Annotated in this window: 18 protein-coding genes, 1 tRNA gene and 1 pseudogene; 14 read left to right on the forward strand and 6 right to left on the reverse strand. The window is 61.2% G+C overall.

Features of this window, described 5'->3' with window-relative positions; translation table 11 throughout:
• Nucleotides 1-9: 9 nt before the first annotated feature.
• Both GN300_RS12300 and GN300_RS12305 read right to left on the reverse strand, forming a co-directional pair.
• Nucleotides 10-882, reverse strand: a complete 873-nt coding sequence (locus GN300_RS12300; protein WP_029254233.1) for an ABC transporter permease — start codon at nt 880-882, stop codon at nt 10-12.
• Between the two features lie 64 nt (nt 883-946).
• On the reverse strand, nt 947-1516 hold the full coding sequence (locus GN300_RS12305; RefSeq protein ID WP_003943894.1) for a bacterial proteasome activator family protein: 570 nt from the start codon (nt 1514-1516) through the stop codon (nt 947-949).
• Between the two features lie 132 nt (nt 1517-1648).
• On the opposite strand from GN300_RS12305, the gene GN300_RS12310 reads away from it, so the two are divergent.
• Nucleotides 1649-2851 carry a cysteine desulfurase-like protein gene (locus GN300_RS12310; protein ID WP_007731767.1) on the forward strand — a complete coding sequence of 401 codons (1203 nt, stop codon included), beginning with the start codon at nt 1649-1651 and terminating at the stop codon, nt 2849-2851.
• 15 nt (nt 2852-2866) lie between these two features.
• Here the strand turns inward: GN300_RS12310 and GN300_RS12315 are convergent, their stop codons facing one another.
• The gene (locus tag GN300_RS12315) at nt 2867-3856 is read right to left on the reverse strand and encodes an NAD(P)H-quinone oxidoreductase (RefSeq protein ID WP_007731765.1); all 990 of its coding nucleotides are present in this window, start codon (nt 3854-3856) and stop codon (nt 2867-2869) included.
• Between GN300_RS12315 and GN300_RS12320 the strand changes: the two genes are divergently transcribed.
• From GN300_RS12320 to GN300_RS12340, 4 genes are all read left to right on the forward strand, one after another.
• Nucleotides 3855-5093 (forward strand): lactate 2-monooxygenase, encoded by a 1239-nt coding sequence (locus GN300_RS12320; protein WP_044480920.1) that lies wholly within the window; start codon nt 3855-3857, stop codon nt 5091-5093. The genes GN300_RS12315 and GN300_RS12320 overlap by 2 nt on opposite strands.
• A gap of 128 nt (nt 5094-5221) precedes the next feature.
• Nucleotides 5222-5647, forward strand: coding sequence for a MarR family winged helix-turn-helix transcriptional regulator (locus GN300_RS12325; protein WP_020968140.1), 426 nt, complete (start codon nt 5222-5224; stop codon nt 5645-5647).
• 50 nt (nt 5648-5697) lie between these two features.
• Nucleotides 5698-5787, forward strand: a tRNA-Ser gene (locus tag GN300_RS12330).
• 160 nt (nt 5788-5947) lie between these two features.
• Complete coding sequence (locus GN300_RS12340; protein WP_156511698.1) at nt 5948-6367, forward strand: phage major capsid protein; 420 nt, start codon at nt 5948-5950, stop codon at nt 6365-6367.
• A 68-nt stretch (nt 6368-6435) separates the two neighbouring features.
• On the opposite strand, the gene GN300_RS29985 is transcribed toward GN300_RS12340, so the two are convergent.
• Nucleotides 6436-6651, reverse strand: coding sequence for a KTSC domain-containing protein (locus GN300_RS29985; protein ID WP_054827089.1), 216 nt, complete (start codon nt 6649-6651; stop codon nt 6436-6438).
• Nucleotides 6652-7130: 479 nt separating this feature from the next.
• On the opposite strand from GN300_RS29985, the gene GN300_RS12345 reads away from it, so the two are divergent.
• Nucleotides 7131-7571 carry a hypothetical protein gene (locus GN300_RS12345; RefSeq protein ID WP_007731752.1) on the forward strand — a complete coding sequence of 147 codons (441 nt, stop codon included), beginning with the start codon at nt 7131-7133 and terminating at the stop codon, nt 7569-7571.
• A 231-nt stretch (nt 7572-7802) separates the two neighbouring features.
• Here GN300_RS12345 and GN300_RS12350 read toward each other — a convergent pair whose 3' ends face one another.
• On the reverse strand, nt 7803-8216 hold the full coding sequence (locus tag GN300_RS12350; RefSeq protein WP_007731749.1) for a hypothetical protein: 414 nt from the start codon (nt 8214-8216) through the stop codon (nt 7803-7805).
• 321 nt (nt 8217-8537) lie between these two features.
• Nucleotides 8538-9032, reverse strand: coding sequence for a YfbM family protein (locus tag GN300_RS12355; protein ID WP_058038035.1), 495 nt, complete (start codon nt 9030-9032; stop codon nt 8538-8540).
• Between the two features lie 251 nt (nt 9033-9283).
• Here GN300_RS12355 and GN300_RS12360 point away from each other — a divergent pair, with 251 nt between their 5' ends.
• From GN300_RS12360 to GN300_RS12395, 8 genes and pseudogenes are all read left to right on the forward strand, one after another.
• Entirely contained in the window at nt 9284-10135 is an 852-nt protein-coding gene (locus tag GN300_RS12360) for a glycoside hydrolase family 43 protein (RefSeq protein ID WP_007731746.1), read from the forward strand.
• Between the two features lie 590 nt (nt 10136-10725).
• A complete protein-coding gene (locus GN300_RS12365; protein ID WP_020968149.1) occupies nt 10726-11409 on the forward strand; it encodes an MspA family porin in 684 nt (227 codons plus the stop codon).
• Between the two features lie 90 nt (nt 11410-11499).
• On the forward strand, nt 11500-11892 hold the full coding sequence (locus tag GN300_RS12370) for a hypothetical protein (protein WP_020968150.1): 393 nt from the start codon (nt 11500-11502) through the stop codon (nt 11890-11892).
• A 62-nt stretch (nt 11893-11954) separates the two neighbouring features.
• The gene (locus tag GN300_RS12375; protein ID WP_029254242.1) at nt 11955-12293 is read left to right on the forward strand and encodes a hypothetical protein; all 339 of its coding nucleotides are present in this window, start codon (nt 11955-11957) and stop codon (nt 12291-12293) included.
• Nucleotides 12290-14440, forward strand: coding sequence for a hypothetical protein (locus tag GN300_RS12380; RefSeq protein ID WP_063315245.1), 2151 nt, complete (start codon nt 12290-12292; stop codon nt 14438-14440). Before GN300_RS12375 ends, GN300_RS12380 begins: the two co-directional genes overlap by 4 nt.
• Before the next feature lie 1022 nt (nt 14441-15462).
• Nucleotides 15463-16140, forward strand: a complete 678-nt coding sequence (locus tag GN300_RS12385) for an SMI1/KNR4 family protein (RefSeq protein ID WP_054781775.1) — start codon at nt 15463-15465, stop codon at nt 16138-16140.
• A 330-nt stretch (nt 16141-16470) separates the two neighbouring features.
• A pseudogene (locus GN300_RS12390) lies at nt 16471-16710 on the forward strand (hypothetical protein); the annotation flags it as partial.
• A 92-nt stretch (nt 16711-16802) separates the two neighbouring features.
• The gene (locus GN300_RS12395; protein WP_063315244.1) at nt 16803-17798 is read left to right on the forward strand and encodes a hypothetical protein; all 996 of its coding nucleotides are present in this window, start codon (nt 16803-16805) and stop codon (nt 17796-17798) included.
• Nucleotides 17799-17832 lie beyond the last annotated feature (34 nt).

Below are 17832 nucleotides of genomic sequence, written 5' to 3' on the forward strand. Positions count from 1 at the left end.
GTGTTTCCTCTAGACCCAGTAGGGCACGCGTGCCCGGTACTTGCGGAGTGCCAGAATCGCGACGGCCCAGCCGACGACGGTGAAGGCGATGACGATGTACCAGTGGTATGCCTGCTGGTCGGCCCCGATGAGTGGTGCTCGGATGATCTCGAGGTAGTGGTACAGGGGGTTGAGCTCGGCAAGCCGGACTCGCTCGCTGGCTTGCCCGCCCTGGTCCTTGAGGGCCTGAGTTGTCCACATGATCGGCGTCAGCACGAACAGCAGGAGCGTCATGCTGCCCAGGATGGGGGCGATGTCGCGGTATCGGGTGGAGAAGATGCCGAAGACGATCGAGACCCACAGCGTGTTCGCCACGATCAGCAGGAATGCCGGTATCGCCGCCAGCGCAGTCCAGCTCATGTTCTGCCAGATGCTGAACGCGAACAGCAGAACTATGTAGATCGCAAAGTTGTGCGCGAAGAACAGCACCTGACGCCAAACCAGGCGATATACGTGCACGCTCAACGCCGACGGCAACTGCTTGATCAGGCCCTCGTTGGCGATGAAGACCTCGGAGCCTTCGAGGATGCCTGCACTGATCAGGTTCCACACGATCAGGCCGACCGTGACGTACGGCAGGAACTCCTTGAGCGGAATGTTCAGCAACGCGGAGTACAGAAGACCCATCGCGCCGGCCTGCACGCCGGTGGCGATCGTGATCCAGAACGGTCCGATCACCGACCGGCGGTAGCGCTGTTTGATGTCCTGCCAGCCGAGGCTGAGCCACAACTCACGCTGATTCAGACCGTCGCGAAGGTCTTTGAACGCACGACGGAACGTCTGGGAGTCGGACACGGGCGCAGGTGCGTCCGGCGTCTCGGATTCGATTGCGGATGCTGACACGGAGGTCGAGCCTACCGGCCTGGCGTCGGCGCCGGATTTCCCTCGGACCTAGCGGTGGTCCGAGTTACAGATACTGGCCGGTTCCTGGGCTCTGTTGGTCCGGATGTGCAGGCGAATGCGGAGCCCCGATGCTCATGCCGGGAGGCAGTGCGCCCTGACGCATTTGTTCGAGCTGAGCGCGCGCTGCCATCTGCTGCGCGAACAGTGCGGTTTGAATTCCGTGGAACAGTCCTTCGAGCCAGCCGACGAGTTGGGCCTGCGCGATTCGCAGTTCGGCGTCGGAGGGAATGGAGTCGTCGGTGAACGGGAGGCTCAGTCGCTCGAGTTCTTCACGGAGTTCGGGTGCCAGGCCTTGTTCCAGTTCTCGGATGGACGAGGTGTGGATGTCCTTGAGGCGCTTGCGGCTGGCGTCGTCGAGCGGCGCGGCGCGCACTTCTTCCAAGAGTTGTTTGATCATCGTGCCGATTCGCATGACCTTGGCCGGCTGCTCGACCATCTCGGCGACGGACTCGGCTTCGGATTCCGCGCCTTCGGTGGTGCCGGAGGTGGAGGCCTCTGCCTCGGCCGCCGGCATCGCGACGGGTCGACCGTCGGGTCCGATAACGAGTACCTGCTCTTTGTCGGGGTTCGTCATGCTTCCATCTTGTCGTGTGTGGGCGACAAACGCCGCGTAACCCCCAAAAAGTTAGCTATCGAATAACTGTACTGACGGGTAATTGGGTGACTGCCTTCGACTAAGCGGGCGTCTGCACCTAGAGTGTCGAGCATGGCTTACGACGTTGCCCGCGTACGGGGGTTGATTCCCTCACTCGGTGACGGCTGGATCCACCTCGATCCGCAGGCCGGAATGCAGATCCCGGACGCCGTCTCGCGGACGGTCTCCACCGCGTTCCGTGCCTCTGCATCTTCTTCCTCCGGTCGCCACGTCTCGAACCGTCGTAGTGCTGCCATTCTCGAGAGTGCGCGCACCGCGGTCGCCGATCTGGTCGGCGGAGATCCTGCGGGAGTCGTTCTCGGATCAGACCGAGCGGTGTTGTTGGCTTGGCTCGCCGAGTCGCTCAGTTCGCGGTTGGGCCTCGGAACCGGTCTCGTACTCTCGCGCCTCGACGAAGAGGCGAACGTCGCGCCCTGGCTTCGTGTGGCCAGTCGCTACGGCGCTCAGGTGCGATGGGCAGAGGTCGAAATCGAAACGTGTGAGCTCCCGAGTTGGCAGTTCAACGATCTCATCACCTCGACCACTCGATTGGTGGCCTTGACGGCCGCATCACCGGTCGTCGGTTCGGCTCCGAACGTCCGCGCCGCAGCTGATCGTCTGCACGAATTCGGCGGACTGATGGTGGTCGACGCCGTCGGTGCAGCGCCATATGCGCATGTGGACATGGCTGATCTCGGGGCGGACATCGTTGCCGTCAGCGCGCCGTCGTGGGGCGGTCCGCAGGTGGGCGCACTCGTCTTCCGCGATCCCGGACTGCTCGACCGAATTCCGGCCGTGTCGCTCAACCCGTACGCGCGTGGCGCCGAGCGACTCGAGGTGGGCGGTCATCAGTTCGCGCTGCTGTCCGGTCTCACGTCGTCGATCGATTTCCTGGCGGGCTTGGACGAATCGGCAACGGGAACCAGGCGTGAGCGCCTCGAAACCTCGATCAGCTCGCTGCAGGACTACCAGGACGGTCTGTTCGATCACCTCATGCGTTCTCTCGCAGCCCTACCCAACGTGATGGTGATCGGCGGCGCACCTACGCGGGTGCCGACGCTCAGCTTCACGCTCGAGGGCATGGCGGCAGACAAGGTCGCCGCGCATCTGGCCGACAAGCGCATCGCGACGGTCAGCGGTACGCACGGCGGTTCCAGGCTGCTCGACGCCCTCGGTGTCAACGACGAAGGCGGCGCGGTCACCGTCGGCCTTGCGCCGTACACGACGCGGTACGAGATCAATCAGCTGGTCGCCGAACTCGGCGCCCTGGGCTGATCGATCCCGCTCGGCTCACTTCACGGTGAGGATGACCTTGCCTACGGTTTCCGGCGAATCCAGCAACTGATGGGCTAATGGCGCCTCGGTGATCGGGAGTTCGGTCGACACGATCGGTTGAACCGATCCGTCTGCGATCAACGGCCACAATTTCGCGCGGACGTCGGCGACGATGTCCGCTTTACCGCCGGGGCCGGTGAGCGGACGCCCACGCAGGCCCGTCGACGTGATGTTTCCGCGCTTTCCCATCAGCTTGGCGATGTCGACCTCGCCCTTGCGGCCACCCTGCATTCCGATGATCACGACGTGGCCGTCCATGGCGAGTGCGTCGACGTTGCGCCCGAGGTACGACGCTCCCATGTTGTCCAGAACCACGTCGGCGCCGTGGTTGTCGGTGGCTTCGGCGAGTGATGCTACGAAGTCGCTGTCGCGATAGTTGATGAGAATATCCGCGCCCAATTCGCGGCAGCGGTTCAATTTGTCCTCCGAACCCGCGGTAACTGCGACGCGGGCGCCGAGGGCTTTGCCGACCTGGATGGCGTGGGTGCCGATTCCGCCGCCACCGCCATGGACGAGTAGTACCTGTCCGCGTCGTAGTCCGCCGCGCATCACGACGTTGGACCACACTGTGCACGCAACTTCCGGCAGTGACGCTGCGACACGGAGATCGACGCCAGCGGGAACGGGGAGAAGTTGTGTTGCCGGGACCGCAACCTTCTCGGCATAGCCACCGCCGGCCAGCAGTGCGCAGACTTCGTCGCCGACGGACCAACCGGTGACGTCTTCGCCGAGTTCGGTGATCACACCCGAGCATTCGAGGCCGAGAATGTCACTCGCGCCGGGCGGCGGCGGGTAGAAGCCTTGACGTTGGAGCAGGTCGGCGCGGTTGACTGCGGTCGCGGCGACCTCGACGAGTACGTGCCCGCGAGGTAGTTCAGGATCGGGCTGCTGCGCCCATTTCATGACCTCGGGACCGCCGGGCTGATCGATCGTTATGGCGTACATGGATACGACGCTAGCGAATCTCCCCGCTGACGGGTGTTTTGCCGCTACCGTCGCGGACGTGACTTACTTCGGGAACATGCAGAACGAGATTTATCTGACGGGACTGAGCGGCGCGAAGCCGGCTTTGCCGATGACTGCGGCAGGCTTGGAAGATGCCGCGCGCGAGCAACTCTCACCGGAGGCCTTCGGGTACATCGCCGGTAGCGCGTCGACCGAACGAACCGCGGTGTCGAATCTGCGGGCGTTCGACAAGCATGCGATCGTGCCGCGGATGTTGCGGGGGACTGCGGCGCCCGACGCGCGTGATCTGAGCGTCGAGGTGTTGGGGACGCGGTTGGCTGCACCGATCCTGACGGCTCCGGTGGGCGTGCTCGGCTTGGTCCACGACGACGCCGAGGTTGCGGTCGGTTCGGTCACTGCCGAGTTGGGGATCGGATCGATTCTCTCGACGGCGGCATCCTCGACCATCGAAGACGTAGCGGCGGCCTCCGGCGAGAACTGGTGGTACCAGCTGTACTGGCCGGCCGACGACGAACTTGCGGAGTCGTTTGTCCGCCGAGCGGAGACGGCGGGCGCGAAGGCTATCGTCCTGACTGCCGACACTCCCGGTATGGGTTGGCGTCCAAGGGATCTCGAGCTCGGCCACCTTCCGTTCCTGCAGGCGAAGGGTATTGCCAACTATCTGTCGGATCCGGTGTTCCGCGCCAAACTGGCGACGCCGCCCGAGGAGAGCGCAGAAGCGCTGCAGATCGCGGTTCTCACGTGGGTGTCGTTGTTCGGTAACCATGCGGTGCGGATCGCGGATATCGCGAAACTTCGCCAGTGGACGACACTTCCGATCGCAGTGAAGGGAATTGTCCATCCCGACGACGCACGTGAGGCCGTCGCGGCCGGCGCCAACGGCATTGTGGTGAGCAACCATGGTGGGCGTCAGGTCGACGGGTCGATTTCGGCACTCGACGCTCTCGGTCCCGTCGCTGATGCGGTGGGGCATGAGGTGGACATCCTGATGGACTCCGGAATTCGTTGTGGCGCAGACGTAATCAAGGCTCTGGCCTTGGGTGCCGACGCAGTGCTGTACGGGCGGCCGTGGGTGTACGGGTTGGGATTGGCCGGAGCGGACGGAGTGCGTCATGCGCTCCGGAGTCTCTTGGCCGACCTGGATCTCACCATGGGACTGGCGGGGCTGGCATCGGTCGCCGAAATCGATCGTTCGATCCTGATGTCCAATTCGTGACTTTAGGGTGAGTCTTACTGTGACGGGCGGACACAGGTCTAAACTTGGAACCTGTGACAGCTGAAGCGACAACCGAGGAGACATCGCAGGCGGCGCACGGTGAGACACCGTGGCTGACGCCGTGCGAGATGCGTGCATGGCGCGGCTACATGGACGGTAATCAGCGCCTCATGGAGGTTCTCAACCGCGAACTGCAGGATTCACACGACCTGTCGTTGGCCGATTACCGCATTTTGGTCATGCTCTCGGAGTCAGCTGACGGGTCGTTGCGGATGAGTGACCTGGCAGACGGCGTGCTGTCTTCGCGGAGCCGCCTGACGCACCAGATCAGGCGGATGGAATCTCAGGGCATCGTCGTGCGAGACACTTGCGTCGAAGATGGTCGCGGCGTGCTCGCTCGGATCACGGAAGAGGGTAGGCGTCGCCTCGCCGAGGCAGCGCCTACTCACGTGGCCGGAGTGCGGAACAATCTGGTCGATCTGCTGACTCCCCAGGAACTGGACGTGCTGGCAGACGTCTTCGAGAAGGTCGACAAAGCCATCGGCGAGCGCTGACTCCGGAGCCGTTTTCGCGGTCCGTGGGAACACCCGATAGGATCGCCCACGGAAGCGTGGCAGAGCGGCCGAATGCACTCGCCTTGAAAGCGAGCGTGGCGTTAAACCCACCGGGGGTTCAAATCCCTCCGCTTCCGCCAAAGTCCCTCACTTGTTCATGCAGGTGAGGGACTTTTTTCGATCAAAGTCAGCCACTAGTTCGCATTCTTTGAGCACGTTTTGAGCACACCCGTCTCTGAACGTGCCTGATTCAGTGAGATTCCAATGGCGTCGAGATCGTCGTCGAAGAGGTCCGCGTAGGTGTCGAGGGTCATCGCGGCCGACGCGTGTCCGAGCATGCGCTGTCGCAAGGCCGTGACCGCAGTCGAGAGCATCGGCCACACCGCTGGCACGTTCGTTCTCAGCCCTGCCGATTGGGAGAAGCTCGAGCTTGCCCGCACCGACTCAGCCGGCAGTCTCGAACTCGGTGGTCCGGTTGATCGTGCCAAGCGCACCCTCTGGGGCGTGAACATTGCGATCTGCACGGCACTGCCGGCCAAGACTGCAGTGCTGCTCGACCCGACCGCACTCGCCGTCGACACTGACGCGAACGTGGAACTCAAGTGGGACAGCTCGGGCGACAACTTCGAGAAGAACTTGATGCGTGCCCGCGTCGAGTCCCGCTACCACCTGGCGGTGTATCAGCCGCTCGGCGTCGTGAAGATCGCCACCGCAGCCTGACTCAGGCCGCACAACGGAAGCACCCCGCCTCAGAAACGAGTCGGGGTGCTTCACTACTACCGAGGTAGTTAATTGATTCGCGTTGGGACATGAGCCTTGATCCGCCGACCGGTTCGCGTCCAAGGATGGGGATGCCCATCGGTGAGCTCGTGGAACAGCGCAATGGGCACGTCAGCGTACGAGTAGCGGCGATTCTGACGGAATTCGACAACCAGAGTGCTCGTTGCCGGATCGTAGCCAGCGGCTCGGACATTGGTGGATTGTGGGATCGGGATGAGATTCACTAACAGCCCCTAGAAACGGTTGAGACAGCGGACGCGGATCGGTCCGTGCAAACTGAACGGTCACCTTGTTCGGAAGGTTCCCAAGCCAAGGGGCGTTGGCATCGCTGGGGCCTGGCCGTACGGACCACTTCCGAGCCGAGACTGCGAAATCCCTGGGCGTTGACGCCTCCCAGCGTCGTGTGCAACGCGTGCGCGAGCCCGCTCAGCGCGTAGGAGGGAGAGAACCAGTAACCGGTCATCGGAAAGGGCGTCCGTCGACGTGGACACCCTCGCAGACCTGACCGTGTTTGAAACACGGTCAGGTCGCGGATGGGGTATGTCTGGCATGCCTCATCGCCAGGTCTGCCCTCATCAGTAGTGAGTGCGGCAAAACAGACCCAGTCGAACCTGGGCCTCACGCCGCAGTGGATGTCGATAGCGAACAGTAATCTCTGTCAGGTGGAGCTCGTCAGCTCCACGCTGAGACGAGAGGCTCGCCGATGACCGAAAATTGCTGGCTCAAAACTCTGGATGGCACCGTAGTTCGGCCGTCACTGGCCGTCAGGTTCGACGTCCAGCCGGATTTCTACGATTTGGGACGCCGTGGCAGCCTCATCGTTCTACGAGTCCACGTCAATGGCCCTCGAAGCAGGGACAATGCAGCAACGACCGAAGCCCTCCATCTCTTGGAGCTGCCCAGTGAATTCGCCGGCGGACCGGGCTTCACCGAATTTGACGCGGAGGCAGACGCGCGCAACGCTGCGAAAATCGCACAACTCACAGCTCTCATCGAACCTCTGACCAATGCAATCGCCACCAACGCTGGGAACCGCGGTCTCACCACTATCGGTGTGAGCCTCGACGGAGGAGTCGAAATCCGCCGGCGCAATGAATGGACGGGCGCCGAGGTCGTCAAAGAAGCTGAGGTGAACAACGCCTGATTGGCGATCAGATCCCAAGACCCTGATGTCGGCTGTGCCGACATCAGCTAAAAGGGTGTCGGTAGTACTGACACCCATTGAGTCTTCGCCGATCGGCGAAGACTCCCACCAACGCTTCCCGGCGCCGGGAAACGTTGCGGGATCTCACAAAGGGTGTGCGTTCACCGCACGCCCTTCTTCGCAGTGGCGCGAAAAGGGTACTCACTCAGCGCGTACCCTTGACCGTTTCACCTACGTCACTGAGAAGAGACTCGCAGCCAGACCGAGAATGATGCCGAGCACGAGGCCCAGTAGCCCCGCTCGCTCAAGCCATTTGTTTGGCTCCTTCATCGCTTCTCTGTGTCCGATTACTTGCTCGAGCGCCAGGCGGACGTTTCGTACTCGCATATCCGTTTCGACCGAGGGGCGGATCATCGCCGCGAAACTTTCATCACCGCCTGCGTATTCGACAGAAAGCGGGCCTGAATCCTCGTCGATCTCATTCCAGACCTTCCAAATCACCTGAAGATTGCCCTGCAACAACTGGTCGTTACGCCGCGCACGCAGGAACTCGCGCACCACGATCACGATGCCGAAGAGTTGGAACACGCCCGCCAGTGAGTACAGCAGGTAGATCCCAGCAGACGAGTTCAGAAAATCGATCATGAGGGCACACGTTAGCCCGAAGGGATGTCTCGGGTGTCGTCACGTTCTACGTCGGATCCCACATCGAACGGTGAGGAAGGAACGAGCCGTAGTCGAGCGTTCCCTGAGCACAAATGAGCACACCTACTACAAAATGGGGGTGATTCGGCGTGACCGCACCTGACCCATTACCGCAGGTAGGGCAAAAATCGATCCCCGGCCTGCGGACGCGCAAGAGTTCAAATCCCTCCGCTTCCGTCAAAAGCAAAGGCTCTGACCTAGGACTTCTCCAGGTCAGACCCTTTACCGGTTTCGGAAGTCACACTGCTTGGGTGGTGGCCGTCAGAACCGCACCGTGAACACCACGTGGTGATTCTCTCGGGCCGCGCGCTGGAAAAAGTCCGCCACTTCCTGAAGCCAGCCCCAGGCGTACCGGCGCTCGTCGGGACCGTACTCCGGGTTGCGGTCGTCGAGAGGCATCGCGTCGTAGCGCGCGCCGAACTCGGATTCGGTGATTTCCGCCAGGTACGAGGAGACTTCGGCGACCCGATCGGGTGCCAGGTAGGTGACGAGTTGGTCGTCGGTGTCGGCGTTGAGGTCTTCGTCCCCCAAGATCACGCCGTAGGCCGGCCAGTTCTCGGGCACGCGCTCGTACCCCGTGCTGGAGAGGGCGCACAGGATCGGATCCCACGCCTTGTCCGTGTCGCACGAGAACTCGGATCGGCCCGTCTCCTCGATGTCCTCGACCACAGCGCCGAGTTTGTCGTCGTCGCCGCGCGCGTCCAGAAGTTCCGCTGCCACGCTGTCTGACAGCGCGAAATGCACCCCAAGTTCCATGGCGTGATGCTAACGGCCGACCTTGCCGCCGTCCCGCCGTCACTACAAGACGAATCGACTTAGGTAACGATCCTGCTCTGCCTCCGACCGAAGTTACCCATGGAGGGCCTGCTGTCATACATACTTCATCGGTGATTCCGACAAAACGGACCGGCCTTTCTGTTGTATCGCTGGTGATCCTCGTCGTCGCGGGGTTGCTGGTCGCAGCCCCTGCCAGCAGCGCCGCGCCGCCGCCTGACTGGAAATACACGATGGTGGCGTTCAGCAATGCCAGCGACCGCGACATGGATGTCTACGAGTCGGCTGACGGCACCGGCTTTCAGCTCGTCCAGCAGTCGGCGTACAGGCCGCCGTCTGGGCTCGTGCGTGATCCGAGCATCTTCCGGAACACGGACGGGGTGTACTACCTCACCTACACGACGGGTGGTGGGGCGAACATCGGGTTCGCACGCAGCAGCGACCGCATCAACTGGACGCCGCTGGGGAACTATCCGGTTCCGTTTTGCTGCGCCTTGATGCCTGGTACGGGAGATGGCACCGGTTCTGCGAGCCCCCCTGGCTTCTCGGGTTCGGCCGGTTTCAGCGACGGACCGTCGCTGTCACCATTCGTCACCAAGGCCTGGGCGCCTGAATGGTTTGTGGACGGCGATCGCGTCAACGTCATCCTGTCGATGTCGACCGGTGGAGGATTTGTGCCGTATCTGATGACGGCGTTGGAACCGTCGCTCCGGTTGTGGAGCCCGCCTGTTCCGCTCGCCGGGATCGGTGCGGACCACATCGACACCACCGTGGTCAAAGTCGGATCGACCTATCATGCGTTCACCAAGAACGAGACGAAGAAGGTCGTCGAGCATGCGGTCGCTCCTTCGGTGACGGGACCTTATTCGTTTGTCCCGCCCGGAAATTGGGGTTCGCTTGTCGAAGGTCCGGCCGTGGTTCAGTTGCCGAGCGGCGACTGGCGGATCTATCTCGACGCCTATACCGAAGGAAAGTATCTCTACTCCGACAGCACGGACGGGCTGAACACCTGGTCTCCTGTGCAAGAGGTTCCTGGGGTGTCCGGGACTGCACGGCATCTCGGCATCATGAGAGAACCGGCATAACGTTCGACCCTGAGTTGGTAGGGCTCTGATCAAGGACTCCGGTCTTGGTCAGAGCCTTTTCTCGTACTTGCGTACTACTTGTGTGCGTCGTCTGCGCCTATCAGTGATTGACAAGCTAACGATGCGATGCCCGTGGGTCCGACGAGTTCGCGCCGACCATGAAGTGAGTATCTCCGCGGGAGCTGTGCAGCGTTGCGCTCCCAGGCCCCGCTTGGGCGCCGTACTTCACGATTGATTGCCAGGTAATGCCTGTTAGTTTCATATTCAAGTACGCGCACTGGCTTGATGCCCGCACTTTCTGCCTTCAGCTGCTCTGAGGCCCGCAGGATGCGGGTCGAATCAGATTTGCCGCACTGTTTCTGAGGGGTCTTCTCGTCCGTAAACGGTGACCTTGCTCATAGTGGGACCTAGGTCCTTTTCGCTGCTGATAAGCCTGTCGATATATATCTGTTACCGAAAGTTCACCCTAAATCCAAGATGGGGGAGATGGCGCACTGGCGGGCAAACAGGACGATTGGTACCGTCCGGTAACTAATTCAGTTAGTTGTCGGCTACCGCTCTGGTTGCTGTGTCACGTGGAGGAGCAGTTCATGTCGATCGAATCGCAAAACGGCGTATCCCATCGTCGATCGAGGGCCGCGGTAGGGCTCGCGGCGTGTGCGGTTGCCGCGCTGTCGTCTGGTGTGGTCTTCGCAGGGAGTGCATCGGCAACGCCGACGGCGTTGGCGGACAAGTTCGCGAGCACTGTCACCGATGACGGCTGGTCGTTGGATCTCGCCGCGACGAAACTGTCGGCGAACCCGGTGCCGAACCTGGCGACGACGGCGTTCACCCGTGAGGGGTTCGTGTCGGCGAAGGTGACCGGCACGATTGGTGGTGCGGGCGATTCGGCGGTGAAGACCGGATATGTCGAGCAGGGATTGCAGATCGGCTGCCAGATCGATGTTTCCTCCGGACTTGGCTTGGGGCTTGGCTTTTCGCTCGGCCCGTCTGTCGGTGTGAGTATTTCGGGTGTCCCGTCGGCGAACGTGGGTGTGAATGCGTCGGTGAATCCGAGTATTCAGTCGACGATTGCGCCGGGCACGATCACGACGATTCCGTTGGGGAAGAAGGATCTCGAGTCGTCGAAGGCGTCGATCACGGCAGAGAACGTGCACGTGAAGGTTGATGCGTGCATGGGGCCGGTGACGATCCGCTCGTACGCACAACTCTCGGTGTCGACGGCGACGTCCGACAACACGTTGTTCGTGTACTCCGATCCCACCTGGCTCTAACCCACGCAGCCGTCGTCAGCGCTGCTGGCGACTATTCCCGATCCGTCCCGTCCAGGGGTGGTTACTCATCACGCCCACAAAGGAGAAATCATGAAGATTCGTACCTTGGCCACTGCCGGAACTCTCACCGCAGGTATCGCCCTGATCGGTGTTCTCGGCGCCGGCGTGGCATCTGCCGCAACTCCGATCGTCGAACCGGAACATGGCCGGATCGGTCTGTCGCTCTCGAATGCGGAAACCGCGGCATTGGCGGCGAGCCCGATTCCTGATGCGATTGCGAACATCGTTCCAGGTTCGCTGAGGGGGGTCTGGTTGGCGCCTGGTTCCGCGATAACTGTTACCGATGGCAAGGTCGACGCCCTCGAAGGAGCTGTGCTCGGTGAAGCAGCCGCGCGTGGTGGGCATGCCAATGTCTTTGTCTCCGACCCGAATCACCCCGCCAGTGAGGGGCACATAGTGCTGACGGAGCAGTACTGGAACTGATACCAGGCCGAACGTCGGCGACCCGTTGTCCCCGCTCTCCCTTCCTATTTGGAGTTCCAGCCATGACCGTCAACAACGCCGAACGCCGCAGTGTCCAGTCGGAATCCACTGCCGTCGATAGTAAAGACGTTGCAGACGTTGATGACTGGGATCCGGACAGCGAACTCAGTCCACTTTCCAAGGCTGTGATCGCCACCGCAGTCGGACTGGGGTTGCTGATCGCGGCATTCGCGGTGATCGGGAAGCTCGCCGGCTGGGCGAACGACTACGGGACGATCCTGGTTTACCTGGCATTCTTCTTGTGGATGTCGATCTCCGGACGGTTGTTCTGGTGGGGCGCAGACAAACTCATCGCGCTACTCCGAACGAAGAAGAGTGACAATCGTGGTGCGCACCGGTGAAGTCCGGTAGACGACTTCGCCGGACTCTCGCGGGAGTGCTTGCCGCCGGGGCGCTGTTGACCGGATCGGCCGGAGTGATCGGTGCGGGAATCGCACTCTCCGCCGCTCCGGTCAACTGCGCGGCGGTGCGGGCACGTGATCATCAGATCTACCTGAATCTCATTGCGTCGCTGCCACCTGGTGCACCCATCCCGCCAGAGATCATCAACCCGTGCCTGAGTGCGCCGTCCACGACGGCGACAGTTGCGCCGACGACCACGGTCGGGCTCCCCGGTGCGCAGGCTCCAGGCGGTGGCCCGGATGTCGGCGCGAATGCTCCGACGAACTTTCCCACCTACAACGGCACCCCCATCGTCCCTGTGCCGACGATCGAGGTTCCGCCCATTACTTCCGAGTCCCCGGCCTCGGAAACTGGTGTCGGTGCATTCCCCAATGCATCGGCATCAGCGGTTCCCTCACCCACACCCACCCCGGGTGAGGGAACCACCACCGATCGTGGTCCCGGGCCGATCCCCGCGGATTCGGATTCGAATATCGCACCGGCCCAAACGGTTCCGGACCTGGCAGCGGATGTTTCCACCGCCGGGGAGGACTCGGGCCGTGACCGGTATCTCGAACTGGTCCTCGTCGGGGCCGCGGCGTTCACCGCTGCGGGTATGAGAGTGAGGGGGCGGCCGGGACCGTTCAGTGCGCGTGTGAGCGCGCGTCCGTGGGAGTCGGTTCTCTCCCAGGTAGTCGGTACGGTCGCGAAACCGTTCATGCCGTATTTCGTCGGCGGTCAGGACGTCGTGGTCATCCCCGACCCAGGTGGCGGACAACGCACCATCTTCCTCATTCACGACGAAACCTCCTCGCATGAAGCTGAAATGGTGGTCGACCTACCACCCGGCGGACACATGAGCATCAACGACGACGGGTCCGTCGGTGTCTACGACGCGAACGGAGACTTGCAGGGCACCGTTGCCGCTGCGTGGGCGTACGACGTCAACGGCGATCCGGTTCCCACCTACTACGAGATCCGTGACGGCAAGCTCTACCAAGTCGTTATCCCGACCCCGGGCGTCATCTACCCGGTCACTGCTGACGGCCCCTACGGCGGCAGCGACCCGGTCACCGGACGAGACGTCACCGCTACACCCCTTCAAGGCGGCGGTGAGGTCGTCAACCAGTCCGGCGGACCGGTCATGGTCAACGTCCCGACAGACTCCCCCTACAACGACGTCGGCGGGATCGACCCACTGGGCAATCTCGACATGGATCCGCCGACGCAGCCGGCACCGACAACGCCTCTGCCGTTCGATATCGGATCGCCGACCGACTCGGGCACCGATACGAGCGAGCCTCCGTGGAACCCACTCGACAACCTCGACATGGACGCCCCGACGCAGCCGGCACCGACAACACCACTGCCGTTCGATATCGGATCGCCGACCGACTCGGGCACCGATACACCCGGGGGTACAGCGAGCGAGCCTCCGTGGAACCCACTCGACAACCTCGACATGGAAACGCAGACGCAGCCAGATCCTCCAATGGAATTACCATTCGGGATCTTTGACTCTGATCCCAACAACGGTTTGATCGGCCCCGCGCAGAGGGCCGCGAACCAACGGGCGCTCGCCCATGGCGACGTACCTGCTGACTTCACTGGCAACGTCCCTCTGACCGCACAGCAACAACTTGACGACCTGCAATGGCAGGTGGATCAGATGCGAGACCGCGGCTATACAGATTCCGAGATCGCAACTGTCTTGAGTAAAGGCAGCACCGCGCTCGGTGGCCCCGCCTCGGGCTTGCAATCTGCGGGCGCCCTTGCGAACACCGGTGTGCATCATGCTGGTTCGCTCCCGAGCGCTGCGCAGGCCGCTCGGTCGGCGGCAGTGGGTACTGTTTTAAGCAGATTATCGGTGGCAGTTGAGGTTGCCTCGGGTGTCATCAAGTGGCGCGAAGGCGCGCCACGTGGCGAAACTGTGGGAAATTCCGGTGGCGCAATCGCATTGGGATGGGCAGGCGGCAAAGGTGGCGCCGCACTCGGCGGGTTTCTCGGCGGCCCGATAGGTGCCGCAGTCGGGGGCGGAATCGGTGCAATCGGAGGATCGCTACTCGGGGCATACTTGGGTACCCGGGCAGGCCGATCATTTGATTGAAGCCTTAGACAATGATCGATCGCTCCAAGAGAAGGGACTGAGACCGTGCATTACCTGCTGATCGCTGCCATTGCATTCTGCCTAGCCTCGGGGGTGCTGTCGGCGCTTGATGCCGCAGCAGGCAATCCGATGCGGGGCGCGATAACCTTGGCCGTTTCGTTGACGGCTGCGAGTGGGATGGTGTTCCTCGTGACTGACAATTCGACCACCCGGATCGGCGCTGTCGCGGGCACTGCGGCGGTCCTCGTTTTGCGTTTTCTCCCGAAGAGTTCCATATACCGACGACACACCGTTCCTCAAGCGGAACCGGCACCATGACCACCTTTTATGCGATTTGTGCGATTGCTGCAGGGGCTGTGGCGTTGATCGTATCTACGCCCTACGTGATGTACCGCAGTCATGCGAGAACGATTTACTGGAGTTCGTCGATCCTTACCATCGTTTTCGCTTGGCTCACCGCTCCACAGCGGTCGATTCTCGGACCTGTCCTCTTGTGCGGTTTCGCTGCTGTGTTCGTGGCGTGGTGGTGGACCCCCTTCCTCACGCGAAGGCATCCCACCGGATTCAACGATGTTTTCGGTGCTTGGCTGACACGGGCGCTCTACCGCGAGCAGAAGGATGCACCTCCGGTAAACAGGTACGACAAATTGCACTACAAAGACACTGACCGCCAAGCACGAGATACCGATTCTGACGGAAATCAGGTCAACACCTGAGCCGGCGCGTAGAGCGCTTTGTCCTTGATACCACCCTCGCGCGTACCCGAACAGCTTGTAGTGAGATGCCGTGGGAAACAGTACTTTCCACATGGCGGCGTACACCTGCCCGGTTTGCGTAAGCTGTACAGTAACCAGGATGATCGATGGCTCGAAGCTGCTCTTCGCGCAGCCCAATTCAGTAGCTGTCAGCGCCATCGCGAGCGGTAGTCCTCTTCCCCTAGTCCCTGCAGCTCATCCCATTTTTCGAGCATCCGCCTCGTCTGGATAGTTAATGATATCTAATATATTGAATGGAGTTCAGTAGTGGATCTGGTCAAGATTTCGCGGTGTGTCGACTCGCCCGTGCTTGCGGAGATTGACGACTTGACACCACTTGAACGTATGGCGCTTCCGAATTATTGGTTGGATGCACTAAATGGTGACGTTGCAGCTCGAATTTCTGGGATATTGGACCAATGGGACGTATTTGGGCGACCGATATTGGGCGACACTTACAGAAACATTAAAGATAATCTATCTGATGTGCGGTTGCTCAGGTCTGAAAATAGGTTCTTTCTTCTATATAAAATTAAAATGGCAGACGGGACCGATCTCTACTATTTGGGTACGCCACCGGTAGTGGATGGTGATGAACTTTCAGGGTATTGGAATAAATTCCCCTCCAGTCTAAAGAATTTCTATTCAAATTTGCACAACGGTTGGTACTATATTGCCGGTAAGACTGTCGGGCCACTGCCTCTTGAAGATATGTTTCGAATTGACAGCTTTGAATGGTCTATTCTGGACGGGCTGTCCCCTGAAGAGTACCCAGATCCGGCTCGTTGCATCGCGACATTCAGATCGGGCGGCGGCGGTTATCTTTGCTTGTACTTTGGTGAGGAATCGACAAGGGGTGTTGTGTGGTCATTGACGGAACCCCCTGAACTGGTCGATTACTCCACTTACCTTGATATCTGGACCAACGTCGGACTCGGTGCCTAGAGCCTGCGCCTTGGATAGTCAGACTGGAGACAGTCTAAGCAATTTGTGTGCGGTCTTGCCCCACGTGGCACGTGCCTCGGATCCAGTCTCCAAAGAGCAGATGATCAATTTGTCTGACCAAAAGGGATCTCGAGGTCATGATCGGTTTCGGGGGTACCTCACGCATCGACTCGTTTTCCTGCACCATTGCCGACGAATCGCTGATTGCGCTGGCGTTAAGGGTCGTACGGGGGCAGGCCGATATCTGGGCCTCTCGTGTCACCGTGCTCTACCACCGGACCGAATCATCGCCTCAGCGCAACGTACCCGGCGACGCGATCGTGGGCAGTTCGGGCTCGGTGGAGCATCGGCGACTACCGGCACCTTCAGAATCGGTCGAAAGGTGAGGTGGAGGTGGGATGGGAAACATACTTCCATTCAGGAGTTACGTTCGATCGCAGCAAACTCCCCCAATCTGCGGTGGTGGAGGAACTGCCCATTGGCACGTTGGTTCGGTTGGGGGACAAGCCAATGGAGGTCGCTGCCGCCGACATCGTGGCGGTGCGGGCGGCGTTGGGTTATCCGGTGTAGGCCACGCAACGGGTCCGGAGTTCACCATTGCATCAGACGTCGAGAAATGTGTTAACCGGATGGCCTGCTTCGCCTTTCGATAGTATTGCCAGATGGCACCCCGAACCGACTTGCTCGCGTGGCTCCTCGATTCGGATCCAGCGATTCGGTGGCAGGTGGAGCGCGACCTGCTGAACGAAGCGCTCACTGTGTGGGCGGCGACGCGGGCGTCGATCGCTACCAAAGGGTTTGGTGCACGCCTGCTTTCATTGCAGGACCGAGACGGCCAATGGGCGGGTGGGGCGTTCTTCCCGGCTGAATTCGACTTTGCGGGACCCGAAGCAGCAGAACAAAGTTCGCAACCCTGGACGGCAACTACTTGGACGCTCAACTCCTTGCGTGAGTGGGGCCTCGACGCCAGTGTTCTGCGGGAGCGTCGTACTGCAGAACTGCTCGCGGAGAACTGTCGCTGGGAGTACGAGGGCCGGCCGTACTGGGACGGTGAGGTCGATTGCTGCATCAACGCCTGGACGGTGGCAAACGGTGTTTGGCTCGGCATGCCCGTTGATGAACTGGCTGATTGGTTTGTGCGGCATCAACTTCCGGATGGTGGTTGGAACTGCGAGTGGATCGAAGGTTCGACCCGATCGTCGTTCCATTCGACCCTCAATTCACTCAAAGGGCTTCTCGCGTACGAGATCGCGACCGGGGGAACAATTGAGACGCGCGCGGCTCGACGATCCGGTGAGGAATTCTTGCTGCAGCGCGGTCTGTTCCGGAGACTCTCGACCGGGGAACCGGTGGGGGACTGGATCGGCCGGTTCGCGTACCCGTTCCGGTGGCGTTACAACGTGCTCAACGCAGCCGACTACTTCCGCGAAGCGTCGTTGTCGGATGGAAATGAGCCTGATCCGCGAATGGCGGACGCGATCGAGATGATCCGGGCCGCTCGAGCCTCGGATGGGACGTGGCTCCAGGCCGGTCGCCAACCGGGGCGGGTGTGGTTCGAGGTCGACACAAAGGCGGGGGAGCCGTCGAAGTGGCTGACTTTGTCCGGCATCCGAGTGCTCGCCTGGTGGGATCAATCCTCCCCTCTAGGTTCTGCATAACAAAATAGTTACAGCGAAAATTATTTCACCTTTA

Source organism: Rhodococcus sp. Ni2, from assembly GCF_021352185.1.
Taxonomy (GTDB): Bacteria; Actinomycetota; Actinomycetes; order Mycobacteriales; family Mycobacteriaceae; genus Rhodococcus_F; species Rhodococcus_F qingshengii.

Excerpts from the sequence above, each read along its gene's own strand:
- GN300_RS12305 (WP_003943894.1), bottom strand. The coding sequence starts at position 1,516 with ATGACGAACCCCGACAAAGAGCAGGTACTCGTTATCGGACCCGACGGT.
- GN300_RS12310 (WP_007731767.1), top strand. The coding sequence starts at position 1,649 with ATGGCTTACGACGTTGCCCGCGTACGGGGGTTGATTCCCTCACTCGGT.
- GN300_RS12320 (WP_044480920.1), top strand. The coding sequence starts at position 3,855 with ATGGATACGACGCTAGCGAATCTCCCCGCTGACGGGTGTTTTGCCGCT.
- GN300_RS12315 (WP_007731765.1), bottom strand. The coding sequence starts at position 3,856 with ATGTACGCCATAACGATCGATCAGCCCGGCGGTCCCGAGGTCATGAAA.
- GN300_RS12325 (WP_020968140.1), top strand. The coding sequence starts at position 5,222 with ATGCGTGCATGGCGCGGCTACATGGACGGTAATCAGCGCCTCATGGAG.
- GN300_RS12345 (WP_007731752.1), top strand. The coding sequence starts at position 7,131 with ATGACCGAAAATTGCTGGCTCAAAACTCTGGATGGCACCGTAGTTCGG.
- GN300_RS12350 (WP_007731749.1), bottom strand. The coding sequence starts at position 8,216 with ATGATCGATTTTCTGAACTCGTCTGCTGGGATCTACCTGCTGTACTCA.
- GN300_RS12355 (WP_058038035.1), bottom strand. The coding sequence starts at position 9,032 with ATGGAACTTGGGGTGCATTTCGCGCTGTCAGACAGCGTGGCAGCGGAA.
- GN300_RS12360 (WP_007731746.1), top strand. The coding sequence starts at position 9,284 with ATGGTGGCGTTCAGCAATGCCAGCGACCGCGACATGGATGTCTACGAG.
- GN300_RS12365 (WP_020968149.1), top strand. The coding sequence starts at position 10,726 with ATGTCGATCGAATCGCAAAACGGCGTATCCCATCGTCGATCGAGGGCC.
- GN300_RS12370 (WP_020968150.1), top strand. The coding sequence starts at position 11,500 with ATGAAGATTCGTACCTTGGCCACTGCCGGAACTCTCACCGCAGGTATC.
- GN300_RS12375 (WP_029254242.1), top strand. The coding sequence starts at position 11,955 with ATGACCGTCAACAACGCCGAACGCCGCAGTGTCCAGTCGGAATCCACT.
- GN300_RS12395 (WP_063315244.1), top strand. The coding sequence starts at position 16,803 with ATGGCACCCCGAACCGACTTGCTCGCGTGGCTCCTCGATTCGGATCCA.